The sequence below is a fragment of the Kribbella sp. CA-245084 genome (assembly GCF_050942355.1).
Classification (GTDB): domain Bacteria; phylum Actinomycetota; class Actinomycetes; order Propionibacteriales; family Kribbellaceae; genus Kribbella.
The window spans coordinates 1,103,057-1,125,692 of sequence record NZ_CP192053.1 but is presented as its reverse complement, the minus strand read 5'-3'; the positions used below and the strand labels follow the sequence as shown (position 1 = coordinate 1,125,692).

Genomic DNA, 22,636 nt, shown 5'->3' with positions numbered 1-22,636 from the left:
ACCGCGGAGGCCGGCTCCCACCTCCCCCGCCCCGAGCCGAGGCGGGCCCAACCCGACCCCCTCGGGGGCCGGCTCCCTCTCTTTCCCTGCCCCGAGCGGAGCGAGGGGTGGGTTCTTTCATCCTTTGAGGCTTCCGGCTGTTAGGCCCGCCATGATGCTTCTCTGGAAGATGAAGAAGACCAGGATTGTGGGCAGGCTGGCGATTACCAGGGAGGCGATCAGGACGTTCTGGGGCATTTGGGCTGAGAGGGAGGCGATGCCTACGCTGATGGACATCTTGTCGGTCTCCGGGAGGACCAGGAGGGGCCAGACGAAGTCCTTCCAGACCGTCACGACGGACAGGATCGACACGACGCCGATGATCGGGCGGGAGACCGGCAGGACGATCGACCACAGGATCCTGGCGGGTGAGGCGCCGTCGATCTCCGCGGCCTCCAGGAGCTCCCGCGGGATCGAGTCGAAGAAACGCTTCAGCAGGAACACGAAGAAGCCGTTCGCTGCCGCCGGCAACCAAATCGCCCACGGGGTGTTCAGTAGGTTCGCGTGGAAGATCGGCAGGTCCTTCGCGACCAGGTACGTCGGCAGCAGCAGCACCATCGGCGGGATCATCAACGTCGCCAGCATCGCGCCGAGCACCAGCTTCCCGAAGATCGGCCGCAACTTCGACAACGCGTACGCCGCGCTGACGTCGACCGCGAGTGTGAACAGCCACGCGCCACCGGCGTACAGCACGGTGTTCTTCAGGAAGACCCCGAGCTGGAGCTGCTCCCACGCGTCGACGTACACGTGCAGATCGAAATGCTGAGGGAAGAAGCTAGGCGGGATCTGCGCGAGCTCGTCGGGTGACTTGAGCGCCCCCGTCACCATCCAGTAGAGCGGGAAGACGAACGCGCCGGTGAACCCGACAACCGTCACCGTCAGGATCGTCCAGTAGATCACCCGCCCGCGCGGGGTGCGGAGCGCGAGCGGCGAGACCAAGGTCCTCATCGGGCGTCCTCCTCGCGCGACACACGCAGGTAGACCGTCGAGAAGATCAGCAGCACGATCATCAACATCAGGCCGAGCGCGGAGCCGCCGCCGAAGTCGCCGAAGTTGAAGGCGTACTGGTACATCAGGTAGGCGACCGTCACGGTCGCGTTCTCCGGGCCGCCGCCGGTCAGCAGGTACGGCTCGATGAAGACCTGCATCGTCGCGACGATCTGCAGGAGCAGCATCACCAGCAGGATCAGCTTGGTCTGCGGGATCGTCACGTGCCACACCCGCCGGAACAAGCCCGCTCCGTCGAGCTCCGCGGACTCGTACAGATCGCCGGGGATGCTCTGCAGCGCGGCGAGGTAGATCAGCGTGCCGGTGCCGAGGTTCATCCAGGTCGACACGATCACCAGGCTGATGAGCGCCGTACTCGTCGAGTCCAGCCAGCTCAACGGCGGGATGTGTACGACGTCGAGCGCCTGGTTGAAGAGGCCGGCGCCGGGGTCGTAGAACCACTTGAACAGCAGTACGGCGACCGCCGGCGGAAGCATCACCGGCAGGTACACGACGAACCGCAGGTACGCCTTCGCATGCTTGAGCTCATTGAGCACGACGGCGAGCACGAACGGCACGGCGTACCCGATCACCAGCGCCAGCCCGCTGAAAGCCGCTGTGTTCAGCCACGCAGACCGGAACGCCGGGTCCGCAATTACCGTACGAAAGTTGTCGAACCCGACCCAGACGCCCGGATCCACGAAGTTGTTCTGCTGAAAACTCAGCACAACTTCCCGAACCATCGGATACCAGGAGAACAGCGCAAAACAGATCAACGCAGCACACAGGAACCCGTACGCGGTTAGGTTCCGCCCGAACGCTCGCCGCAAAGCACCAGCACCTACAGGAAAAGACAGCTCGTCATCAAAGCCCGCCCCCGGTGGCTGGCGGGTGAGGGCCGGGCCGGCTGCCGTGGAGCGGCGCTCCTTGTGCTCGCGGGCACTCCCGCTCGGCGGCTGCGCCTGCACCGCCGCCTCGTCCTGTCCCCCACCACCCGCCGTCCCCGCGGAGCGGGGGCGGCGGGTGCTTGTGGTTCGGTCTTCCATCAGGTGTTCTTCGCCAGGATCTTGTTCGCCTTGCTCTCCGCGTCACTCAGGAGCTTGTTGACATCGGCATCCTTGCGGGTGAGGACGGCGGACATTGCCACGTCGAGGACGGCGTAGAGCTCCTGCGCCTTGGGCGGTTCGAGCTTGTTGGTGATGTTGCCCTGGGCAGCGACGTACGGCTCGAAGTTGTCGACCGGGACCGTCGCGTACTGCTTGCGCAACGCGGTGATCTCGTTGCCTGGGGCACTGGTTCCGTACAGGTCCGGGATCGGCAGACCGACCGGGCGACCCTGCGACTTCGACCGGGCGTAGTCGAACTGGCCCTTGCCCGGCGTGAGCTCGTGGAACTCGAGCCACTGCAGACCGGCCTTGATCTTCTCCGGCGACGCCTTCGGGTTGAACATGTACCCGTCGCCGCCGCTCAGCGACGACTTCCCGTCCGACTCCGGTACGGCGGTGACGCCGTAGTCGTCGAACTTTCCCTTGAAGTCGTTGTTCACCGACTGCACGACATCGGGCGCACCGACCATCATCCCGAGCTTGCCGCCGCCCATCATCCGCATCAGGTCTTCCCACTGGAGCAGCTGCTTCGTGCCCATGGAGTTGTCGTCCCAACGCATCTTCTTCAGGTTCTCGAGAACCGCCTTACCCTCGTCGCTGTTGAACGCCGCGGTCTTCCCGTCGTCGCTCACCATCGACCCGCCGCGGGCGTACAACTCGGCCGCGAAGTGCCAGCCACCCGTATTGCCGGCGGAGTACTCGCCGTACCCGACGTACCCCGGGCCGAGCGCCGCGATCTTCTTCGCCGCCTCGCGGACCTCTTCCCACGTCTTCGGCGGGTTGGCCGGGTCCAGACCGGCCTGCGTGAACAGCTTCCGGTTGTAGACCAGGCCCATGTTGTAGTTGTTGCGCGGCAGTCCGTACGTCTTGTCGCCGTCCTTGAACACGCCCATCACGTCCGGACGCAGATCCTTGACCGCGCCGACGGTGCCGACGTACTGGCTGATGTCGGCGGCCTGCTTCTTCTCGATGATCTTGCGTACGTCGGTGTAGTAGACGTAGAAGAGATCCTCCTGCGTCCCGCCGGCCAGCTTCGCCTGGAACGTGTCGGGGTTGATGCAGGGGAACGCGTCCTTGCCCTGCACGGTGATGTTCGGGTGCGCCTTCTGGAACGTGGCGACATCCGCCTCCCAGGCCTCGCGCTCCTTCGGATTGCTCTTCGGCGGCTCGCAGCCGACTGTGATCGTCACCGGTCCGTCCGACGCTCCCCCAGCGGCCGGTTTGTTTCCGTCGTCCGACCCGCAGGACGCGGCCACCAGCCCGAGTCCCGCAACCAGCAGCAGGCTGAGCCCGCGGCGCGTTGTCGTCATTTCCACCCTCTCCCTCGGATCGTGTGGACACCGTAGGGAACTGGACGCATGATCGCAATACTTCGATCTGACATTGCAAAAACGTGACTTCTCGTGGGAGATTACCCGCTAGAGGGCAAACGACAGCAGCCGCCGACCAGAGCGGTCAGCGGCTGCCGGGGTACTGCGTGACGTCTAGATCCGGGCCCGTGCCGTCGAGGCGCGGACGACGAGCTCCGGCTCGAAGAGCAGCTCGTCGGCGGGTACGACGGCGCGCTCGATCAGGGCGACCAGCATGTCGACCGCGGCGCGGCCCATCGCGTCGATCGGCTGGCGGACGGTGGTGAGCGGCGGGTCGGTGCAGTTCATCATCGCGGAGTCGTCGTACCCGATCACCGAGACTTCGCCCGGGACGCTCAGGCCGGCTCGGCGTACGGCGCGGATCGCACCGAGCGCGAGGATGTCGCTCGCGCAGACGATGCCGGTCACGCCGGAGTTCACCAACCGGGTCGCGGCCGCATGCCCGCCCTCGAGGGAGAACATCGTGTGCTCGACCAGCTTCGGATCGGCCTCGTCCGCGGCGAGGTACGCCTCCAGCTTCCGCCGCGAGGGAATGTGGTCACGCGGGCCGAGCACCATCCCGATCCGCATATGGCCGAGCGCTCGCAGGTGCCCGATCGCCATCTCCGCCGCGACGTAGTCGTCCGACGAGACCTGCGGGAACCCGAGATGGTCGACCGCCGCGTTGACCAGCACGGTCGGCAGCTTGCGCTCCTGGATCAGCTCGTAGTGCTGGTGCGGCGCGTCGGCCTGCGCGTAGAAACCGCCGGCGAACACCACCCCGGACACCTGCTGCTGCAGGAGCAGATCCACGTAGTCGGCCTCGGACACGCCACCGACCGTCCGGGTGCAGAGCAAGGATGTGAAACCTTGCTGCGCGAGGGCGCCGCCGACGACCTCGGCGAACGCGGGGAAGATCGGGTTCTGCAATTCCGGCAGGACCAGACCGACCAGCCGGGCGCGATCGCCGCGCAGCTGCGTGGGACGCTCGTACCCGAGGACGTCGAGTGCGGTGAGCACCGCTTCACGGGTCGCCTCGGACACCCCTGGCTTCCCGTTCAGGACGCGGCTCACGGTGGCTTCGCTGACGCCGACCTTCTTCGCCACCTCTGCAAGTCGTCGTGTCATGGCGCAAACTGTACGCCCAATCACGCAAGAATTTGCAAGGACTTGCGTACCTCGCTGAACCCTCAGGATTCCTGACAGACTGGGAGCCGTGCCCCGATTCGTCGCCACCCGCCCGGACACCGGCCTGCTGTCGCTCCCCTGGGACGTCCCGCTGGAGGACTGGCCCGAGGACCAGCTGGTCGCGCTGCCGCGCGGTATCTCGCGGCACGTCGTCCGCTTCGTCCGGGTCAACGGCACGGTGTACGCGATCAAGGAGGTCCTCGAGCACCTGGCGCTGCACGAGTACCGGCTGCTCCGCGACCTCGAACGCCTCGAGGCCCCCTCCGTCGAGCCCGTCGGCGTGATCACCGACCGGGTCGACCGCGACGGCGAGCCGATCGACTCGATCCTGATCACCCGGCACCTGCAGTTCTCCCTGCCGTACCGCGCGCTGTTCTCCAGCACGCTCCGGCCCGACACGGTCAACCGGCTGATCGACGCACTGGTCGCGCTGATCGTTCGGCTGCACCTGCTCGGATTCTTCTGGGGCGACTGCTCGCTGTCCAACACCCTGTTCCGACGGGACGCCGGCGCGTTCGCGGCGTACCTGGTGGATGCCGAGACCGGTGAGCTGCACCAGGACATCTCCGACGGCCAACGGGCACACGATCTGTACACCGCGGAGATCAACCTGTTCGGCGAACTGCTCGACCTGCAGGAGGGCGGTCTGCTCGACGAGTCGATCGACCCGCAGGAGACGGTCGAGTCGATCCAGAAGCGGTACGAGGCGCTGTGGGCGGAGCTGACCGCGCCGGAGGAGTTCGCCGAGGACGAGATGCACCGGCTCGACTCGCGGATCCGGCGGCTGAACGAGCTCGGCTTCGACGTCGCCGAGATCGACATCATCACCGACTGGGACGGCAGCCAGGTCCGCATCCAGCCGAAGGTCGTCGACGCCGGCCACCACTCCCGCCGGCTGCTCCGCCTCACCGGACTGGACGTCGAGGAGAACCAGGCGCGCCGGCTGCTCAACGACCTGGACGCGTTCGCGGCGGCCACCGACCAGCAGAACGAGGACGAGGAGATCGTCGCCCACCAGTGGCTGACCGAGGTCTTCGAGCCCGTCGTCCGCTCGGTCCCCCGCAACCTCAACCGCAAGCTCGAACCCGCCGAGGTCTTCCACGAGGTCCTCGAACACCGCTGGTTCCTGTCCGAGCAGGCCGGCCACGAGGTCGACACGATGGAAGCGGCCCGCTCGTACGTGAACGACGTACTGGCGGCCAAGCCGGACGAGAAGCTGGCGCTGCCGACACCGTCTCTTCCCGAGCCTGACTGAGGTTTGCAACGTTCCGGCCCTCCGCGACGTGATCAAGGTGGGAGGTGCCGGATGGAGACGCCTGACTTCGACGACTGGGTCACTCAGCGAGGCGCCGCGCTACTGCGGTTCGCGTACCTGGTCACGCGCGACCACAACCGCGCGGAGGAAGCAGTCCAGGACGCGCTGCTCGCGGCGTACTCCAAGTGGACCAAGATCTGTCGCGTCCAGGATCCAGAGGCCTACGTACGGCGGTCCATCGTCAACGCCGACATCTCGCGCTGGCGCCGTTTCTTCCGCCGGGAGACTCCCGCCGAGGAAGTCGGCACCGGGACGACAAGCCCGGACCACGCTGCCGCACAGGCAGAGCACGACGAGGTGTGGGCGCTGTGTGCCACCTTGCCCGCAAAACAACGAGCAGCCGTCGTACTGCGGTACTACGAGGACCTCCCGGACGCCGAGATCGCCCTGATCCTGGACTGCTCACCCGCCACCGTCCGCTCCCAGATCCACCGCGCGCTGGCGAGCCTGCGCACCACCATCACCACCGAGGAGGTCAAGCACTGATGGACCGCTCCGAACAACTCATCGCCGACAGCCTGTCGAAGCACGCCGCGGACGCCCCATCGGACGACCGCCTCCTGGCCGGAGTCCACGCCCGCCTACGCCGCCGCCGCACCGGCCGCACGATCGGCGCCGCCGTCATCGCCGCGGCAGCCGTCGCAACCGCGATCACCGCAACCCACCTGCAACTGCGCACCGATCCGCCGATCGCCCAGAACCCGCAACCCGGTTGGCGATGGGAGTCCTTCAGGACGGTCCAGGTACAGGTCCCGGCGCGCTGGACGCAGTACGTGTCCGGACCGGCGCCGTGCACCTTCCTCGGCAACGCGGCAGTTCCCGCCATCGGGCGACTGAACGGATGGCCGGCGAGCAAGGTGTACACCTGCAGCACGGCTGTAGTCCCGCTGGCTCGACGGCAGCCGTACCTGTGGTTCAACGACGTTCAGGCGCCAGGCATCAAGCAGTACGACGGGGGCTGGACCGAAGAGACTCGGCTGGTCGGCGGCGTGAAGCTCAGCGTGCTGACGAAGGACGACGCGCTCCGCCGTACGATCCTCGACTCGGCCCGACCCATCACCGGCACGGACTACTACGGCTGCACCGCCCGGCAGCCCGCCGACGGACCGAACGGCAAGCCGACGGCCCAGATCACCGCGGCCTCGATCTGCGAGTACTGGAACGGTTCGCTGATCGCCGGCTCGAACGTCCCGGCAGATAAGGCCCAGCAGCTGGCCGGCCAGCTGCTCACCCCGCCCAGGCCACGCTCAGGCCCGGGCCCGATACCGGCCGGATGCCAGGATCCGGCCGGTCGCGAATACGTCATCCACCTCCGCGCCGGCAACCAGTCGTGGCCGGTCCACGTCTCCTACAGCACCTGTTCCATCAACCACCCCCCACCGGGCATCGACATCATCCGATCCGGCCCCCACCACCAAACCCAAGGCGCCGACCTCTTCGACCCGGTCAAACCCATTCCCTCCCTACCGCGATGACTTCCTCCTCACTTGATGCCCGAGGTTGAGAAGCCGCTGACGAAGCGGCGTTGCATGAACAGGAAGAGGACCAGGACCGGCAGGACGTACATGACGGCGCCGGCCGCGACCAGGTTGTTCATCGGGAGGCCCTTGTCGTTGACGTAGCCGGTGGCCATCGCGACGGCGAGCGTCGTGCTGTCCTGGCTGAGGAACATCGCGGGTCCGACGAAGTCGCCCCAGGCGTGGGTGAACGAGAGGATCACACTGGCCGCGATCACCGGCCAGGACTGCGGCAGGAAGATCCGCCAGAAGACCCCGACGTATCCACAGCCGTCGATGATTGCTGCCTCCTCCATCTCCCGCGGGATGCCGGCGAAGAACTGGCGGAACAGGAAGATCAGGAACGCGCTCCCGCCGAGCCCCCACGCGACCCACGGCCAGTAGGTGTTGACCATGTGCAGCTTCGCGAAGATGAGGTACGTCGGAACCAGCGTCACGATCCCCGGCAGCATCATCGTCGCGAGCAGCACGACGAACAACTGCTTCTTCCCCGGCGCCGTCAACCGCGCGAACCCGAATCCGACCCACGCCGAGCTCAAGGTGGTCAGTGTGGTGCTGATGAACGCGATCGTCAGCGAGTTCTGCGTCGCGCCGATGAAGTTCACTTGGCTGATCGCGTCGGTGTAGTTGGCGAATCTCGGTGCCGATGGCCACCACGACGGCGGGAACGACGCCATCTCGGCCGGCGACTTCAGTGACGTCGACACCAACCACAGGATCGGACTCAGCATCACCAGAACGACGGCCAGCAGCACGATGTAGAGCGCCCACCGGTAGGTCCGGGTCATTTCTTCCCCTCCGGCTCGACGGTGTAGAAGACGGTCCGGGCGCTCACCTTGATGATCAGCAGCGTGACCAGCAGGATCACCGCGAACAGCATCCACAACATCGCCGACGCGTAGCCGAAGCGGGATGCGCTGAAGTACTGCGCGAACACGTGGATCATGTAGAGGTAGTTGCCCTGTGGCACCGTCCCCGCGCCGCTCAGCGACCCCGACGACAACAGCAACGGCGCGAACGACTGCAGCGATCCGATCACCCCGGTGATCACCTGGAACAGGATCACCGGGGACAGCAACGGCACGGTGATCCGCGTGAACGACTGCCAGTACGACGCCCCGTCGACCTGAGCCGCTTCGAGCAACTCACGCGGAATGTCCTGCAGGCCGGCCAGCGAGATGATCATCGATCCGCCGCATCCCCACAACACCAGCGCGTACAGCACATAGCGCACGTTCGGATCGACCAGCCAGGTGATCGGATTCGCCCCGAGCCCGCTCAGTACGCCGTTCGCCGCGCCCGCATCGCGGTCGAAGATCAACCGGAACGTGAGCGCCGCACCCACCGGCGGAACCACGGCCGGCAGATAGATGAGCCCGCGAAGCAGTCCCCGGCCCTTGATCGGCTGGTTCAGCATCACCGCGAGCAGCAACCCGGCAAAGATCGACAGCGGCACGGTGACCAGCGCGAACAGCCCGGTCTTGCCCAGCGAGCTCAGGGTCAGCGGGTCGTGGAAGATCGCCACGTAGTTCTCGAAGCCGACGAAATGGGTCCGCGGCGACAGCCCGTCGGAGTCGGTCAGGCTGAGCCAGAACGCGTAGCCGAGCGGGAACACCGTCAGCGCCACGAACCCGATGATCCACGGTGCGACGAACAGGTAGAACGTCCGCGCCTTCCGCAGGCCGGGCGGCTTCTTCCGCCGGTCCACGGCAGCCGGCGCGGCCGGACGGCGTACCTCGGTCAGGACACTCACCGCAAGCGCTTCTTTCCATCGGCGAGCTGGGTGTTGACCTGGCTCATCACGGTGTCCGCGAACTGCGCGGCAGACGTCGTACCTTTGATTGCCTTGGGCAACTCACGGCCGATGATGCCGTCGATCGCGTCAAGCCGTAGGTACGGGGTGAAGGTCATCACCGAGAAGTACTTCTGCTCGGCCGACTGGACCTCGTACGCCTCCTTCTGGAACGGCTGGGTCTGCGGCATCAGCTTCTGCAGCGACTTCAGCGGCGGGATCCCCCAGCCGCCCTTGGCCCGCGCCTTGGCCGGATCGCCGGCCAGGAACCACTCCATCACCGCCCAGGCCGCGTCCTTGTTCTTGCCGGCCTTCGGCATCCAGAGCCCGGTCGCTCCGTAGCACGGGCTGATCCGTGCGCCGGTGCCGAACTGCGGCGCCGGCAGCAGATGCGCGAGCTTCGCGTTCTTCGCGTCGGCGCTGAACACACCGCCGAACCAGTAGCCGTCGGTCGCGATCGCCATCCGGCCGGCCTGGAAGGTCGGACCGTCCCAGCCGTTCGGATCCGGGTTGAGCACCGTCGGGCCGATGCCCGCCTTCGCGTAGTCGAGGTACCAGGTGATCGCGCGCAGCGCCTCCGGGCTGCTCAGATCGACCGATGCGAGGTCGTCGGCGAGCACCTTGCCGCCCGCGGAGGCAGTCATCCCGCAGAGCGTGATGAAGACGCTGAGGCCGTTCGCGTTCAGGCCGTAGGCGCTGACCTTGGCACCCTGCCGCTTCGTCAGCCTCTTGCCGAGATCGAGCAGCTCGTCGAACGACAGCGGCTCGGCCGAGCTCGGATGCGCCACCTTCGCGGCGTCGAACAGTGCGGAGTTGTACCAGAGCATCGCGTCCTGCGAATAGTCTTTCGCGAACCCGTACCGCGGGCCGGCGCCCTGTTTCTGCCCGTCGAACCGCCACAGGTCGTTCACCGGGTCGATGTCGTCGGCCTTGATCAGCGCGCTTTTCGCGAAGTACGGATCGAGATCCTCGGCGACCTGCCGGGCCGCGAGGTACGCCGTATCGGTAGCGCCCATGCCCCGGACCACGTCGGGTGGGTTGCCGCTGGCAAGCATCGCGGTCAGCTTGGTCAGGTCGTACTCGACCGTCTTCACAGTCAGGCCGAGCGCCTGCGAAGCCGCCTTGGCCTCCTTCGGGCCGAATTCTCCCGACTGGGACATCACGGTCACGGCGCCCTTGGCCTTGGATCCGGTGCCGGTCGCGACCGGAGTGTTGGTGGAGGACGCGGGCGAGCAGGCCACCGTGAGGGCACCGCCGGCCGCCACGCCGCCGAGCGCCAGGAACCGGCGGCGGGAGAGCCCTGAGTTCGTTGTGGTCATAGCCAACCTCTCAATCTGAAGTCTCGGTTTCGAAGAGCCGGCAGACCGGGCCGGAGGAGGGTCCGGCCCGGTCTGCGAACACTTCGCTGTCGTCCTCGGGCCGATACCCGAGCTCGTGCCGGGCCGAGGCGATGTCCCAGTGGTCCCGGGTGTTCGCCGACACCCCGAAATACGCGCCGTACCGCTCCTTGCTCTGCAGCGCTGCGAGCACCAGCCGGCCGGCGTCGTCGTCGGACAGCCACTGCCCCAGATAGCGCCGCTCCGTCAGCGGCCAGCCGGTCAGACCGAGCCGCAGACAGGTGACCGATGCCCCCACCCGCTCCGCATGTGTCCGCCCGAGCGCTTCGAGCACGACCTTGCCGAGCCCGTAGGGACAGCACGGTCGCGGATCGAGGCGCGGATCGACCGGCCAGTGCGCCGGTCGGTTGTACTCGCCCATCACATGCAGCGAACTCGCGAGGACCAGCTTCGGTACGGCGTGCGCCGCGGCGGCCTCGAGCACGACCTGGGTGGTCCGCACGTTGGCGGCGTACACGCTGTCCCAGGTCTGCCAAGGGCTGCTGTTCCCGGCCAGATGCAGGACCGCGTCCGCTCCCTCGAGCGCCCGGTACGCCGCCTCGGGATCGCCGATGTCGGTCCGGACGACACCGTCGGCAGGTGCTCGATCGACCAGCCGCAGCCGGTAGGTCTTGCGCAGCCACGGCTGCACAACCGTCGCCACCCGCCCCAGCCCGCCGGTGACCACCAGCAGCGGCACACTCGCGTTCTCCACAGCGTCCATGTCGTTGATCCACGTCGCCGGGCCCGGGTCGATTCCCGGACTGTGGGCGAAATTGTTCGAGCACTTCCGGGTTTGTGTCAAGAGTATGAACGCACTATGTCCGTTTTGTTGACGTCCGTACGCCGTTCCGCCGATACTCGTCCTCGTGACTGCGAAGGACACCGGATCACTGCGCGCACTGCGGCGTACCAACTCCGAACGGATGCTGTCCGCCCTGATGGAGCACGGGGCGCTGCACCGGGCCGAGCTGGCGCGGATCTGCGGGGTCTCACGGACGACCGTGTCCACGATCGTGGCCGACCTGATCACCGGCGGCGTCGTGATCGAGGCGGTCGGCGACCAGGTGGCCCGAGCCGGCATCGACGCCTCCGAGGTCGACGGCCGTGCCCGTGGGTTCCTGCAGGCCAATCCGGCGGCCGGCGCGGCTGCCGGTCTCGACTTCACCCTCGAACGCGTCTGGTGCCACGTCACCGACCTCGCGGGCAGGACACTGGCCAGCGACGGCGTCAGCATGGACCGGGACACGCCTTGGCAGGAGCGCCTCACGGCCGGCGTGGGTCTGCTCGACACCTTGCTCGCGCAGACGGGGGTTGATCGCAGCGCCCTGCTCGGCGTCGCCATCGGCGTACCGGGTCCGCTCGATCTGCAGACCGGCGTGGTCGGCCCGTCGTTGCCGGGGCAGGCGTGGGCAGGGGTGAACGTGTCGGCCGAGTTCGGGCGGCAGCTCGACGTACCGCTGCTGGTCGACAACAACACCCGGCTCGAGGCGGTTGCCGAGTTCACCTGGGGCGCCGGGCGGGGTGAGCGGGACGTGCTGTTCCTCGGGTTGTCGACGGGGATCGGCGCCGGGCTGCTTGTCGACGGCAACCTTCATCACGGCGGCTCGCGCGGCGGTGGCGGCGAGGCCGGTCACATCTCGGCGGACCCTGCCGGCGCGCAGTGCCCGTGCGGGAACCGCGGCTGCCTGGTGCAGTACGCGTCGCTGAACGCCGTGCTCGACACCCTGCACCTGGACGACATCGACCAACTCCTCGCGTCGGCGCAGGCCGGCGACCCCGGCACCGTGCGCGCGTTGCGCGCGGCCGGCGAGGTGACCGGACGGGTGCTCGCGAACATCTGCAACCTGCTCAACCCCGGCCTGATCATCATCGGCGGCGAGCTCGCCCGGACCGGCGATCTCATCCTGGAACCGATCCGCGCCACACTGCGCCGCTCCGCGATGGCGCTGACCCGCGACGCCGAGGTGGTCGCCGCACAACTCGATCTCGGCGTGCGAGCCGGCGCGTCCGGCGCTGCGGCCCTGGTGCTCCGGCAGACCGATCAGCTTGTCGCCGCGCTCCTGGCCGGCACGGACCTTCGACCGAATGAGGCAGTGTGAAAATCGTCGGGTACGAGACGTTTCTGGTGGCGCCGCGCTGGCAGTTCCTGCGCATCGACACCGATGAAGGCATCAGCGGCTGGGGCGAACCGATCGTCGAGGGCCGGGCCGAGGCGGTCCAAGGCGCCGTGACAGCGCTGATGGAGCAGCTCGTCGGCTCCGATCCGCTGCGGATCGAGGAACACTGGCAGGTCATGGCCAAGGGCGGCTTCTACCGTGGCGGGCCGGTGCTCTCGAGTGCGCTGGCGGGAATCGACCAGGCCTTGTGGGACATCAAGGGACGATTCCACGACGTCCCGGTGCACGAGTTGCTCGGCGGTCCGGTGCGGGACAAGGTCCGGATGTACACCTGGGTGCACGGCCGCGACAACGCCCAGCTCGTCGACGAGGCGCACGCCAGGGTGGCCAAGGGCTTCACCGCGCTCAAGCTCAATCTCTCCGAGGCGCTGCCGCCGATCCCGTCGGCCGCCCAACTCCGCGCCGCGGTCAGCAGAGTCGAGGCGCTGCGCGACGCACTGGGCGACGGTGTCGACATCGCCCTCGATTTCCACGGCCGCTTCAGTACGGCGGCCACCCGCCAGGTCCTGCCGTTGCTCGAGCCGTTGCTGCCGATGTTCATCGAGGAGCCCGTGCTTCCGGAGTTCGCCCGCGACCTGCGCCGGGTCGTCGAGTCGACCAGCATCCCGATCGCGACCGGTGAGCGACTCTTCTCCCGCTGGGACTTCCGGGATGTGCTGACGACCGGGATCGCGGTCGCGCAGCCGGACATCTCGCACGCGGGCGGCATCTCCGAGGTACGGCGGATCGCGGCGATGGCCGAGGCGTACGACGTGAGCGTGGCACCGCATTGTCCGCTCGGGCCGATCACGCTGGCGGCAAGCCTGCAGATCGACTTCGCCATCCCGAACTTCCTGATCCAGGAACAGAGCCTGGGAATCGAGTACGGCAGCGGCAATGAGCTGCTCGACTACTTGGTCGATCCAGGGGTCTTCACCTTCATCGACGGGCACGTGGAGCGCCCGACCGGCCCTGGGCTGGGGATCGAGGTCAACGAGGAGGTAGTCCGCGCGGCCGCGGCCAACCCGCACCGCTGGCGCTCACCGATCCTCCGCCACGACGACGGCTCCTTCGCGGAGTGGTAGCCGCGCAGACCCCGCCGATGGGGTGGAACAGCTGGGACTGCTTCGGCACCACAGTCACCGAAGACGAAGTCCTCGCGAACGCACAGGTCATGCACGACCGGCTGCTGCCGTTCGGGTGGGACACCGTGGTTGTGGACATCGCGTGGTACGACCCGACGGCGCGATCGCACGGCTACAACGAGAACGCGCCGATCGTCCTCGACGACTACGGCCGCCAACTGCCGGCCCCGCTCCGGTTCCCCTCGGCCGCGGGCAGCGCCGGCTTCGAACCACTGGCCACGAAGGTGCACGAGCTCGGGCTGAAGTTCGGGCTGCACATCATGCGCGGGATTCCGCGGCGGGCGGTCGAGCTCGACCTGCCGGTGTACGGGACCGAGTGGACGGCGCGGGAGATCGCGGACCCCGACCACGTCTGCGCGTGGAACCCGGACAACCTCGGGCTGAACCACGACCATCCCGGCGCGCAGGCGTACTACGACGCTCAGGTGGCGCAGTTCGCCGCCTGGGGTGTGGACTTCGTGAAGGCGGACGACATGCTGGCGCCGTACCACGATCGCGAGATCGCGGCGTACGCACGAGCGATCGAGCGGACCGGGCGCGAGATCGTGCTGTCGTTGTCGCCGGGCACCCAGCTGTCGACGCATCACCTCGATCATCTGCGGGGCAACGCGCAGCTGTGGCGGATCTCGGACGATCTGTGGGACCGGTGGGAGGACGTGTACGCGCAGTTCGCGCGGCTGGCGCGGTGGGCGCCGTTCCAGCAGACCGGCGGCTGGGCGGACGCCGACATGCTGCCGCTCGGCCACATCGGCATCCGCGCCGAACGCGGCGAGGACCGCTCGAGCCGGCTCACCCTGGACGAGCAGAAGACGTTGCTCACGTTGTGGGTGATGGCGCGTTCGCCGTTGATGATGGGCGGCGATCTGCCGACCTCGTCGCCCGAAACCCTTGCCCTGCTGACGAATCCAGCACTCGCCGAGGTTCTGAACACGTCGTACGACGCCCGCGAAATCATCCGCGAGCCCCTCGATGACGGCGAACTCATCGTCTGGACAGCCCGGGGCACAGATTGTTCCTATGCGGCGATCTTCTGGACGGGCTCCAGCGTCCGTCAGGTGTCCGTGCCGCTCGACTCTCTCGCCGGACCTGGTCCGGCACGAGACCTGTGGGACGGGTCGGAGCACCGCCCGGACGGACGCTTGGAGTGCAGCGTGCCGGCGCATGGAGCGCGCTGGTTCAGGATGACGCCAACGCCCTGACCAACCACTGCGAGACGGGGGCCTCGCCGAGTTCGGCGAGGTCACCGACCCAGCGGGCCTCGGCGATCTCCGGCGAGAGCCGGAGCGTGTCTCCGGCCGCCGTGGCTGCGAGGGTCGTCAAGGTGTCGTGCTTGCCCTCCAGCGTCGTGACGGTGGTGTCGAGGACGGTGAAGGCTTCGGCGGGCAGCGCGATGCCGAGTTCCTCGTGGATCTCGCGCGCGGCTGCCTCCGCGGGCGTTTCGCGGGTGGGTTTGTAGCCACCGCCCGGAAGCGCCCAGCGGCGGGTGTCGGCGTACGAGTGGCGGACGACCAGGAAGCGGCCGTCCGCCTGTCGCAGCAGGGCCTTCACGCCGAAGGTCGTGGGTTTGCGGATGCGGAACCACAGCTGCGCGAACGGCGAGCCCGCCCGCAACAGCAACGCGCGAACGCGCATCAGCGCGGCGGCATCCGCAGCGCGCCGTCGAGGCGGATGACTTCGCCGTTCAGCAGTTGGTTGTCGAGGATGTGCCGCACCAGCGCGGCGTACTCCGACGGTTTGCCGAGGCGCGACGGGTGCGGGACCTGCTGCTCGAGCACCGTCCGCGTCTCCTCCGGGAGCCCGGCGAGCATCGGGGTCTCCATCGTGCCGGGCGCGATCGTGACGACCCGAATCCCCTTGTCCGCAAGGTCTCTCGCCGCGGTCAACGTGAGCGCGACGATCCCGCCCTTGCTCGACGCGTACGCCGCCTGGCCGACCTGACCGTCGTACGCCGCGATCGACGCGGTCATCACCACGACGCCGCGATCGCCGTCCTCGCCCGCCGGCAACTCGATCATCCGCTCAGCAGCCAGCCGGAGGACGTTGAACGTGCCGATCAGGTTCACCTCGATCACCTGCCGGAACGTTGCCAGCGGCAACGGACCCTTGCGGCCGACGACCCGCCCCGGCGTCGCGATGCCGGCACAGTTCACGACTACCCGCAGCTCGCCCAGGCTCATCGCCGTGTCGAGCGCGGCCGTGACGCCGGCCTCGTCGGTGACGTCGGTCGGCGCGAACACGACCCGGTCGCCCAGCTCCTCCGCAACCGCCTTGCCCGCGGACGACGGCAGGTCGACGATCACGACCCCGAGCCCGTCCGCGGCCAACCGGCGTACCGTCGCCTCCCCGAGCCCCGAACCACCACCGGTGACCAGGGCGACGTCGGACGGGCTGAACTTCATCTACACGCTCCTGAGGACTTCGCGGCTGATCACTAGCCGCTGGATCTGGTTGGTGCCTTCGAAGATCTGGGTCACCTTGGCCTCGCGCATGTATCGCTCGGCCGGGAACTCCCGGGTGTAACCGTACCCACCGAGCACCTGCACCGCGTCGGTGGTGACCTTCATCGCCGCGTCCGTGCAGACCAGCTTCGCGACCGCCGCCTCGCGCGTGAACGTCCGCCCGAGATCACGCCGGCGCGCGGCGTGCAGGTACGTCGCCCGCCCGGACTCGACCGCGGCGGCCATGTCGGCGAGCAGGAACTGGATCCCCTGGAAGTCCGCGATCGCGTGCCCGAACTGCTGACGCTCCTTCGCGTACGACGCGGCGACGTCGAGCGCTGCCTGGGCCAGACCGATCGCACACGCGGCGATCCCGAGCCGGCCGGAGTCGAGCGCGGACAACGCGATCCGCATGCCGTCACCCTCCGCGCCGATCAGGTTGGCGGCCGGGATCCGGACGTTGTCGTAGTTGACGAGCGTCGTGGTCGAGCCGGTCAGGCCCATCTTCCGCTCCGGCGCACCGAAGCTCAGCCCCTCAGCCGAACCGGGCACGTGGAACGCGGAGATGCCGTGCTTCGGGTCCTCCGACGTCCGCGCGAACGTCGTGTAGAAGTCCGCGTGCGAGCCGTGGCTGATCCACGCCTTCGTCCCGTTCAGGACGTACGAGTCGCCGTCGCGGACGGCCCTGGTCGTCAGCGAGCTGATGTCGGAGCCGGCCTGCGGCTCGGACAACGCGTAAGCCCCCAGCATTTCGCCGCCGACCATGTCAGGCAGCAGCCGGGCCTTCTGCTCGTCACTCCCGAACGTCGCCAGCCCGTACGACGTCATCGTGTGCACGGAGACGCCGACACCGACCGACATCCACGCGGACGCGATCTCCTCGAGCATCTGCAGGTACACCTCGTACGGCTGCTCGGCGCCGCCGTACTGCTCCGGATACGGCAGGCCGAGCAGGCCGGCCTTGCCGAGGGTGCGGAACGCGTCCCTCGGGAAGGTCTCGCTCTCCTCGGCACCGGCGGCGTACGGCGCGAGCTCGTGCTCACACAGGTCCCGGACCAGGGCGAGCAGGTCGATGGATTCGTCGGTCGGCAGGAGTCGGTCGACAGGCATCAGGAACCCCCTCTTCAACAACTGCCAAAATGATACTCGGAACGATACTGAAGCACATAGTTCCGTATCGTTCTATGCTGTCTCAATATGACAACAGTCGTTCCGGGGCGGCGGACCCGCCGACAGTCCGAGCTCCTCGACCGGCTCCTGTCCCTGTTCCTCGAGCAGGGGTTCAGCCGCTTCACCCTGGACGACCTGGCCGCCGAGCTGCGCTGCAGCAAGACGACCCTCTACGCGCTGGCGCCGAGCAAGGAGCAGCTCGCCGTCGAGGTGGTCAAGCACTACTTCAAGAATGCCACCGCGCAGGTGGAGTCCGCGGTCGCGCGGCAGACCCGCCACGACCGCCGGATCGCGGCGTACCTGAACGCGGTCGCGGACGCGCTGCGGCCGGCCAGCCGGACCTTCCTGGACGACGTGGCGACGTTCGCGCCGGCCCGGTCGGTGTACGAGCGGAACACCCGGATCGCCGCCGAGCGGGTCCGGCAGCTGATCGAGGACGGGATCAACCACAAGACGTTCCGGCAGGTCGACATCGCGTTCGCGGCCGAGATGATCGCGCACACCATGCAGGCGATCCAGCGCGGCGACATCGCCCGGCGTACCGGCCTGAACGACGCCGAGGCGTACCGCGAACTCGCCTCGTTCGTCCTGCACTCCCTGCGCCTGGACTGAACCACACGGACCTTTAAGGTTGGGGATCGTCCTCTTGCTGCCATCTTGCGCATCAGAGCCGTACGCCCCGGAAGGCTGATGACTATGAAAACCCTGCGACGAACTGCGGCCGTGGTGGCGGCCGCCGCGCTCGCCCTGGCCGCCGCCGTACCGGCCAAGGCGGACCCGGTGAAGCCGCCACGACTTTCCGCCAAAGCAATCACCGAGACGCTGAACGACCAGATCAACACCCCTGGTACGGCGTGGATGACCAAGCCGGACGGCACCGTCGTGGTGTCGTACGACTCCACGGTCACCGGCACCAAGCTGACCAAGCTGACCGGTCTGACCAAGCAGCTCGCCTCGAACATCACGATGGAGAAGCTGCCCGGCAAGCTGCAGAAGTACATCAGCGGCGGCATGGCGACGTTCGGCGGCGAGTACAAGTGCTCCGTCGGCTTCAACGTGCAGCGGCGCGGTAAGTACTACTTCCTCACTGCCGGTCACTGCGGTGTCGCCGCGGCCCGCTGGTACCAGGACCAGAACCACGCTGTGTACACGGGCGCAGTGGTCAACGCCAGCTACCCGTGGAACGACTACTCGCTGGTCGTCTACCGCACCGACATCAAGATGAAGCCCCCGGGCGGCAGCGTGTACCTGTACAACGGGCACTCGCAGGACATCACCACCGCGATGAACCCGGGCCTCAACCAGCTGGTGTACCGCTCCGGCGCCACCAGCGGCCTGCACAGCGGCCGGGTGACCGGGCTGAACGCGACCGTGAACTACGGCGACGGGCGCGTGGCCGGCCTGATCCGCACCAGCGTGTGCGCCGAGCCGGGTGACTCGGGCGGTCCGCTGTTCTACCGGCAGTGGGCGTTCGGTCTGACCTCCGGTGGTTCCGGTGACTGCAAGACGGGCGGAGTGACGTACTTCCAGCCGGTGGTGGAAGCCCTCAACGTGTACGGCGTGTCGATCTACTGAAACGTGCAGGTTTCCCCTACTCTCCGGAACCCCTTGAATACTCAGGGAGATTGGGGGTAGGACTGGACACGGTTGAAGTCAAGGACGCCCCGCCCCGAAGGCGTCCTCATCGTGAGGAGGCTGAAACCGTGAACATGTCCCCATTCCGCCGTACCACCGCCGTCCTGGCCGTGGCCGGGCTTGCTGCCGCCGGACTTATGGCGTCGCAGGCCTCGGCCGCGCCGGTCAACCCCGCCGCCCTGTCCGCATCCGCGATCACGTCGACGTTGAGCGAGGACGCGACGATCCCGGGTACGGCGTGGCAGACCGACCCGAACGGCCGGATCATCGTGTCGTACGACGACACCGTCACCGGCGCGAAGCTGTCGAAGCTGACCGGTGTGACCAAGCAGTTCGGCAGCCGGGTCACGCTGGAGAAGATGTCCGGCAAGCTGACGAAGTACATCGCCGGCGGCGACGCCATCTACGGCGGGCAGTACCGCTGCTCGCTCGGCTTCAACGTCCGCAGCGGCAGCACGTACTACTTCCTGACCGCGGGTCACTGCGGCAACATCGCGTCGAGCTGGTACTCGAACTCCAGCAAGACCACCCTGCTCGGCACGACGTACGGATCGAGCTTCCCGGGTAACGACTACGCGATCGTCAAGTACAGCACGTCGTACACGAACCACCCCGGCACGGTGGATCTGTACAACGGCACCTCGCAGGACATCACGTCCGCCGGCAACGCGTCCGTCGGCCAGGCGGTCAAGCGCAGCGGTAGCACCACAGGTGTGCACAGCGGCACGGTCCAGGCCACGAACGCCACGGTGAACTACGCCGAGGGCACCGTCACCGGCCTGATCCGCACCAACGTCTGCGCCGAGGGCGGCGACTCCGGCGGCGCGCTGTTCGCCGGCTCGGTAGCTCTCGGTCTGACCTCCGGCGGTTCCGGCAACTGCTCCTCCGGCGGTACGACGTACTTCCAGCCTGTCACCGAGGCGCTGTCCCGCTACGGCGTCAGCGTCTACTGACCCTGAACACGTCAGCGCCCCGGACCTCCACGGTCCGGGGCGCTGTCGCGTGTTCAGCCCGCGCGGCGGCGGGAGATCTCGTACAGGGTGACGCCGGCGGCGATACCGGCGTTCAGTGACTCGGTGGCGCTGGTCATCGGGATCGAGACGATGAGGTCGCAGTTCTCGCGGACCAGGCGGGCCAGGCCCTTGCCTTCGGAGCCGATGACCAGGACCACGGGCTCGGTGGCCGCCTCGAACTCGGGGAGCTCGACGGCGCCGTCCATGTCCAGGCCGATGATCAGCAGGCCCGCGTCCTTGTAGGACTTGAGGGCCCGGTTGAGGTTGCCGGCCCGGGCGACGGGGATGCGGGCCGCGGCGCCGGCGGAGGTCTTCCACGCCGACGCGGACATCGACGCGGTACGACGCTCCGGCACGACGACGCCGTGTGCGCCGAACGCCGCCGCCGAACGGGTGATCGCGCCGAGGTTGCGCGGGTCCGTCACGCCGTCGAGCGCGACGATCAGCGGCACCTCACCCAGGTCGTGCGCCCGGGTCACCAAGTCGTCGGGGTGCGCATACTCGTACGGCGGGATCTGCAGGGCGACGCCCTGGTGCGAACCACCCGAGGTGACCCGGTCGAGCTCCGTCCGCGGCACCTCGAGCACCGAGACACCGGTCTCGACCGCGACCAGCAGCGCCTCGCGCAGACGTGCGTCCCGCTCGGTGCCCTCGGCAACATGCAGAGCGGCCGCCGGTACGCCGGCCCGCAGCGCCTCCACGACCGGGTTGCGCCCGTACACCCACTCGACGGTCGCGTCGCCGTCCTTGCGCGGCTGGCGCCGGGGCGCGCGCTCCCGATCCTTGGCGCGCTCGGCCGCCTTCGCCCGTTTGTGCGCGGGGTGCTTGACCCGGTCCACCGCCTTCGGCGTCGGGCCCTTACCCTCGAGACCGCGGCGAACCCGCCCGCCGGAGCCCGCCGTCGCGTTACCCCGCGGCTTCTTCCGGATGGCGCCCTTACGCTGACTACTGCCTGGCACTTCAGCTTCCTTCGTCTGTAGATGCAAGAGACCAGCGTGGTCCCTGCGGGGTGTCCTCGACGACGACGCCGAGCGCCTTCAGCCGGTCGCGGACGGCGTCCGCGGCGGCAAAGTCCTTACGTTCCCGGGCGGACTGGCGCTGCTCGAGCAGCGCCTTCACCAGCCCGTCGACGACCTCCGTGAGCTCGTCGCTGCCACCTGTGCGCGACACCCACGGCTCGGCCAGCGGGTCCAGCCCGAGCACTCCGAGCATCCCGCGCACCGACGCCAGCGTCTCCCGCAGCAGCACCGAGTCCCCGTCGGCGACCAGCTTGTTGCCGTCCCTGACGGTGTTGTGCAGTACGGCGATCGCAGCCGGCGTACCCAGGTCGTCGTCCATCGCGGTCTCGAACTCCGCGGGCAGCTCGGCCGCCGGCTCGACCCCGCCGGTCACCTCGACGGCCCGGGTGATGAAACCGTCGATCCGCTGGAAGCTCTTCGCGGCCTCGTCGAGCGCCTCGAACGAGAACTCCACCACCGACCGGTAGTGCGACTGCACGAGGTAGTAGCGCAGCTCGATCGGGCGCACCCGCTCGACCACGTTCCGTACGACGGCGCTGTTGCCCATCGACTTCGACATCTTCTCGCCGGCCGTGGTGACGAGTGCGTTGTGCATCCAGAACCGGGCGAACTTCTGCCCGACCGCGGTCGACTGGGCCAGCTCGTTCTCGTGATGCGGGAAGCGCAGGTCGAGCCCGCCGCCGTGGATGTCGAACTCCTCGCCGAGGTACTTGCCTGCCATCGCCGAGCACTCGATGTGCCAGCCCGGGCGACCGCGTCCCCACGGCGCCGGCCAAGAGGCGGTCCGCGGCGTGGCCTCGGTCCAGCCCTTCCACAGCGCGAAGTCGCGCGGGTCCCGCTTGCCGCGCGGGTCGGCGTCCTCGGCTGCTTCCATGTCGTCGATCCGCTGGTGCGACAAAGCGCCGTACGTCGGCCAGGACTTCACGTCGAAGTAGACGTCGCCGGATCCGTCCGGGGCGACGTACGCGTGCCCGTCCGCGATCAGCTGCTCGATCAGCTCGATCATCTCCGGGATGTGCCCGGTGGCGCGCGGCTCGTACGTCGGCGGGCGGCAGCCGAGGACGTCGTACGCCCAGTGCAGCTCGCGCTCGAACTCGTAGGCGTGCGCCCACCACGGGACGCCGCGGTCGGCCGACTTGGCGAGGATCTTGTCCTCGATGTCGGTCACGTTCGCGATCACGGTGACCTCGTAGCCGGAGCGCTCGAACCAGCGGCGCAGTACGTCGAAGACAACTTCCTTGTAGATGTGCCCGACGTGCGGGGCACCCTGCACCGTCAGCCCACAGTGGTAGATCCCGACCTTGCCCGGGTGGACCGGCTCGAAATCTCGCACTGCTGCCGTCGCGGTGTCGTACAAACGAAGTGTCACCGGTCAAGGGTAACGGGAG

At 68.0% G+C, this 22,636-nt stretch carries 22 protein-coding genes; 9 read left to right on the top strand and 13 right to left on the bottom strand.

Annotation, left to right across the window (positions count from 1 at the left end):
* Window positions 1-117 precede the first annotated feature (117 nt).
* The 4 genes from ACQPYH_RS05660 to ACQPYH_RS05645 form a co-directional block, all read right to left on the bottom strand.
* Window positions 118-987: a carbohydrate ABC transporter permease gene (locus ACQPYH_RS05660; protein ID WP_432887577.1), complete on the bottom strand. Its 870-nt coding sequence runs from the start codon at window positions 985-987 to the stop codon at window positions 118-120.
* The gene (locus ACQPYH_RS05655) at window positions 984-2,072 is read right to left on the bottom strand and encodes a carbohydrate ABC transporter permease (protein ID WP_432887574.1); all 1,089 of its coding nucleotides are present in this window, start codon (window positions 2,070-2,072) and stop codon (window positions 984-986) included. The genes ACQPYH_RS05660 and ACQPYH_RS05655 overlap by 4 nt, the downstream gene beginning before the upstream one ends.
* Window positions 2,072-3,442 carry an ABC transporter substrate-binding protein gene (locus ACQPYH_RS05650; RefSeq protein ID WP_432887571.1) on the bottom strand — a complete coding sequence of 457 codons (1,371 nt, stop codon included), beginning with the start codon at window positions 3,440-3,442 and terminating at the stop codon, window positions 2,072-2,074. The genes ACQPYH_RS05655 and ACQPYH_RS05650 overlap by 1 nt, the downstream gene beginning before the upstream one ends.
* Window positions 3,443-3,616: 174 nt before the next feature.
* Entirely contained in the window at window positions 3,617-4,609 is a 993-nt protein-coding gene (locus ACQPYH_RS05645; protein WP_130446362.1) for a LacI family DNA-binding transcriptional regulator, read from the bottom strand.
* A 67-nt stretch (window positions 4,610-4,676) separates the two neighbouring features.
* Here ACQPYH_RS05645 and ACQPYH_RS05640 point away from each other — a divergent pair, with 67 nt between their 5' ends.
* From ACQPYH_RS05640 to ACQPYH_RS05630, 3 genes are read left to right on the top strand one after another with little or no spacing between them, the layout of a single operon-like run.
* A complete protein-coding gene (locus ACQPYH_RS05640; RefSeq protein WP_432894350.1) occupies window positions 4,677-5,924 on the top strand; it encodes a DUF4032 domain-containing protein in 1,248 nt (415 codons plus the stop codon).
* A gap of 51 nt (window positions 5,925-5,975) precedes the next feature.
* Window positions 5,976-6,470 (top strand): SigE family RNA polymerase sigma factor, encoded by a 495-nt coding sequence (locus ACQPYH_RS05635; protein WP_432887567.1) that lies wholly within the window; start codon window positions 5,976-5,978, stop codon window positions 6,468-6,470.
* On the top strand, window positions 6,470-7,459 hold the full coding sequence (locus tag ACQPYH_RS05630) for a hypothetical protein (RefSeq protein WP_432887564.1): 990 nt from the start codon (window positions 6,470-6,472) through the stop codon (window positions 7,457-7,459). Before ACQPYH_RS05635 ends, ACQPYH_RS05630 begins: the two co-directional genes overlap by 1 nt.
* Before the next feature lie 8 nt (window positions 7,460-7,467).
* Here the strand turns inward: ACQPYH_RS05630 and ACQPYH_RS05625 are convergent, their stop codons facing one another.
* Genes ACQPYH_RS05625 through ACQPYH_RS05610 form a run of 4 tightly spaced genes read right to left on the bottom strand, consistent with a single transcriptional unit; the run spans window position 7,468 to window position 11,393 of the window.
* A complete protein-coding gene (locus tag ACQPYH_RS05625; RefSeq protein ID WP_432887561.1) occupies window positions 7,468-8,289 on the bottom strand; it encodes a carbohydrate ABC transporter permease in 822 nt (273 codons plus the stop codon).
* On the bottom strand, window positions 8,286-9,254 hold the full coding sequence (locus ACQPYH_RS05620) for a carbohydrate ABC transporter permease (RefSeq protein ID WP_432887558.1): 969 nt from the start codon (window positions 9,252-9,254) through the stop codon (window positions 8,286-8,288). The genes ACQPYH_RS05625 and ACQPYH_RS05620 overlap by 4 nt, the downstream gene beginning before the upstream one ends.
* The gene (locus ACQPYH_RS05615; RefSeq protein ID WP_432887555.1) at window positions 9,251-10,612 is read right to left on the bottom strand and encodes an extracellular solute-binding protein; all 1,362 of its coding nucleotides are present in this window, start codon (window positions 10,610-10,612) and stop codon (window positions 9,251-9,253) included. The genes ACQPYH_RS05620 and ACQPYH_RS05615 overlap by 4 nt, the downstream gene beginning before the upstream one ends.
* A 10-nt stretch (window positions 10,613-10,622) precedes the next feature.
* Complete coding sequence (locus ACQPYH_RS05610) at window positions 10,623-11,393, bottom strand: NAD-dependent epimerase/dehydratase family protein (RefSeq protein WP_432887552.1); 771 nt, start codon at window positions 11,391-11,393, stop codon at window positions 10,623-10,625.
* A gap of 145 nt (window positions 11,394-11,538) precedes the next feature.
* Between ACQPYH_RS05610 and ACQPYH_RS05605 the strand changes: the two genes are divergently transcribed.
* Genes ACQPYH_RS05605 through ACQPYH_RS05595 form a run of 3 tightly spaced genes read left to right on the top strand, consistent with a single transcriptional unit; the run spans window position 11,539 to window position 15,172 of the window.
* The gene (locus tag ACQPYH_RS05605; protein ID WP_432887549.1) at window positions 11,539-12,771 is read left to right on the top strand and encodes an ROK family protein; all 1,233 of its coding nucleotides are present in this window, start codon (window positions 11,539-11,541) and stop codon (window positions 12,769-12,771) included.
* The gene (gene dgoD / locus ACQPYH_RS05600) at window positions 12,768-13,913 is read left to right on the top strand and encodes a galactonate dehydratase (protein ID WP_432887546.1); all 1,146 of its coding nucleotides are present in this window, start codon (window positions 12,768-12,770) and stop codon (window positions 13,911-13,913) included. The genes ACQPYH_RS05605 and dgoD overlap by 4 nt, the downstream gene beginning before the upstream one ends.
* A gap of 17 nt (window positions 13,914-13,930) precedes the next feature.
* Window positions 13,931-15,172 (top strand): glycoside hydrolase family 27 protein, encoded by a 1,242-nt coding sequence (locus ACQPYH_RS05595; protein WP_432887543.1) that lies wholly within the window; start codon window positions 13,931-13,933, stop codon window positions 15,170-15,172.
* On the opposite strand, the gene ACQPYH_RS05590 is transcribed toward ACQPYH_RS05595, so the two are convergent.
* The 3 genes from ACQPYH_RS05590 to ACQPYH_RS05580 are packed head-to-tail and all read right to left on the bottom strand — an operon-like array spanning window position 15,150 to window position 17,521.
* Entirely contained in the window at window positions 15,150-15,605 is a 456-nt protein-coding gene (locus tag ACQPYH_RS05590; protein ID WP_432887540.1) for an NUDIX hydrolase, read from the bottom strand. The two genes, ACQPYH_RS05595 and ACQPYH_RS05590, sit on opposite strands and share 23 nt — an antisense overlap.
* Window positions 15,605-16,372 carry a 3-hydroxyacyl-CoA dehydrogenase gene (locus tag ACQPYH_RS05585; protein WP_432887537.1) on the bottom strand — a complete coding sequence of 256 codons (768 nt, stop codon included), beginning with the start codon at window positions 16,370-16,372 and terminating at the stop codon, window positions 15,605-15,607. The genes ACQPYH_RS05590 and ACQPYH_RS05585 overlap by 1 nt, the downstream gene beginning before the upstream one ends.
* Window positions 16,373-17,521, bottom strand: coding sequence for an acyl-CoA dehydrogenase family protein (locus ACQPYH_RS05580; RefSeq protein ID WP_432887534.1), 1,149 nt, complete (start codon window positions 17,519-17,521; stop codon window positions 16,373-16,375).
* 87 nt (window positions 17,522-17,608) lie between these two features.
* On the opposite strand from ACQPYH_RS05580, the gene ACQPYH_RS05575 reads away from it, so the two are divergent.
* From ACQPYH_RS05575 to ACQPYH_RS05565, 3 genes are all read left to right on the top strand, one after another.
* On the top strand, window positions 17,609-18,193 hold the full coding sequence (locus ACQPYH_RS05575) for a TetR/AcrR family transcriptional regulator (RefSeq protein WP_131460575.1): 585 nt from the start codon (window positions 17,609-17,611) through the stop codon (window positions 18,191-18,193).
* Between the two features lie 84 nt (window positions 18,194-18,277).
* Window positions 18,278-19,156, top strand: coding sequence for a S1 family peptidase (locus tag ACQPYH_RS05570; RefSeq protein WP_432887530.1), 879 nt, complete (start codon window positions 18,278-18,280; stop codon window positions 19,154-19,156).
* Between the two features lie 134 nt (window positions 19,157-19,290).
* On the top strand, window positions 19,291-20,169 hold the full coding sequence (locus ACQPYH_RS05565) for a S1 family peptidase (protein ID WP_432894348.1): 879 nt from the start codon (window positions 19,291-19,293) through the stop codon (window positions 20,167-20,169).
* A 53-nt stretch (window positions 20,170-20,222) separates the two neighbouring features.
* On the opposite strand, the gene rlmB is transcribed toward ACQPYH_RS05565, so the two are convergent.
* Both rlmB and cysS read right to left on the bottom strand, forming a co-directional pair.
* A complete protein-coding gene (gene rlmB / locus ACQPYH_RS05560) occupies window positions 20,223-21,188 on the bottom strand; it encodes a 23S rRNA (guanosine(2251)-2'-O)-methyltransferase RlmB (RefSeq protein WP_432887528.1) in 966 nt (321 codons plus the stop codon).
* 1 nt (window position 21,189) lies between these two features.
* Entirely contained in the window at window positions 21,190-22,617 is a 1,428-nt protein-coding gene (gene cysS, locus ACQPYH_RS05555) for a cysteine--tRNA ligase (RefSeq protein ID WP_432887526.1), read from the bottom strand.
* Window positions 22,618-22,636: the final 19 nt, after the last annotated feature.

Excerpts from the sequence above, each read along its gene's own strand:
- ACQPYH_RS05660 (WP_432887577.1), bottom strand. The coding sequence starts at position 987 with ATGAGGACCTTGGTCTCGCCGCTCGCGCTCCGCACCCCGCGCGGGCGG.
- ACQPYH_RS05655 (WP_432887574.1), bottom strand. The coding sequence starts at position 2,072 with ATGGAAGACCGAACCACAAGCACCCGCCGCCCCCGCTCCGCGGGGACG.
- ACQPYH_RS05650 (WP_432887571.1), bottom strand. The coding sequence starts at position 3,442 with ATGACGACAACGCGCCGCGGGCTCAGCCTGCTGCTGGTTGCGGGACTC.
- ACQPYH_RS05645 (WP_130446362.1), bottom strand. The coding sequence starts at position 4,609 with ATGACACGACGACTTGCAGAGGTGGCGAAGAAGGTCGGCGTCAGCGAA.
- ACQPYH_RS05635 (WP_432887567.1), top strand. The coding sequence starts at position 5,976 with ATGGAGACGCCTGACTTCGACGACTGGGTCACTCAGCGAGGCGCCGCG.
- ACQPYH_RS05630 (WP_432887564.1), top strand. The coding sequence starts at position 6,470 with ATGGACCGCTCCGAACAACTCATCGCCGACAGCCTGTCGAAGCACGCC.
- ACQPYH_RS05625 (WP_432887561.1), bottom strand. The coding sequence starts at position 8,289 with ATGACCCGGACCTACCGGTGGGCGCTCTACATCGTGCTGCTGGCCGTC.
- ACQPYH_RS05615 (WP_432887555.1), bottom strand. The coding sequence starts at position 10,612 with ATGACCACAACGAACTCAGGGCTCTCCCGCCGCCGGTTCCTGGCGCTC.
- ACQPYH_RS05610 (WP_432887552.1), bottom strand. The coding sequence starts at position 11,393 with ATGGACGCTGTGGAGAACGCGAGTGTGCCGCTGCTGGTGGTCACCGGC.
- ACQPYH_RS05595 (WP_432887543.1), top strand. The coding sequence starts at position 13,931 with ATGGGGTGGAACAGCTGGGACTGCTTCGGCACCACAGTCACCGAAGAC.
- ACQPYH_RS05590 (WP_432887540.1), bottom strand. The coding sequence starts at position 15,605 with ATGCGCGTTCGCGCGTTGCTGTTGCGGGCGGGCTCGCCGTTCGCGCAG.
- ACQPYH_RS05585 (WP_432887537.1), bottom strand. The coding sequence starts at position 16,372 with ATGAAGTTCAGCCCGTCCGACGTCGCCCTGGTCACCGGTGGTGGTTCG.
- ACQPYH_RS05580 (WP_432887534.1), bottom strand. The coding sequence starts at position 17,521 with ATGCCTGTCGACCGACTCCTGCCGACCGACGAATCCATCGACCTGCTC.
- ACQPYH_RS05575 (WP_131460575.1), top strand. The coding sequence starts at position 17,609 with ATGACAACAGTCGTTCCGGGGCGGCGGACCCGCCGACAGTCCGAGCTC.
- ACQPYH_RS05570 (WP_432887530.1), top strand. The coding sequence starts at position 18,278 with ATGAAAACCCTGCGACGAACTGCGGCCGTGGTGGCGGCCGCCGCGCTC.
- ACQPYH_RS05565 (WP_432894348.1), top strand. The coding sequence starts at position 19,291 with ATGTCCCCATTCCGCCGTACCACCGCCGTCCTGGCCGTGGCCGGGCTT.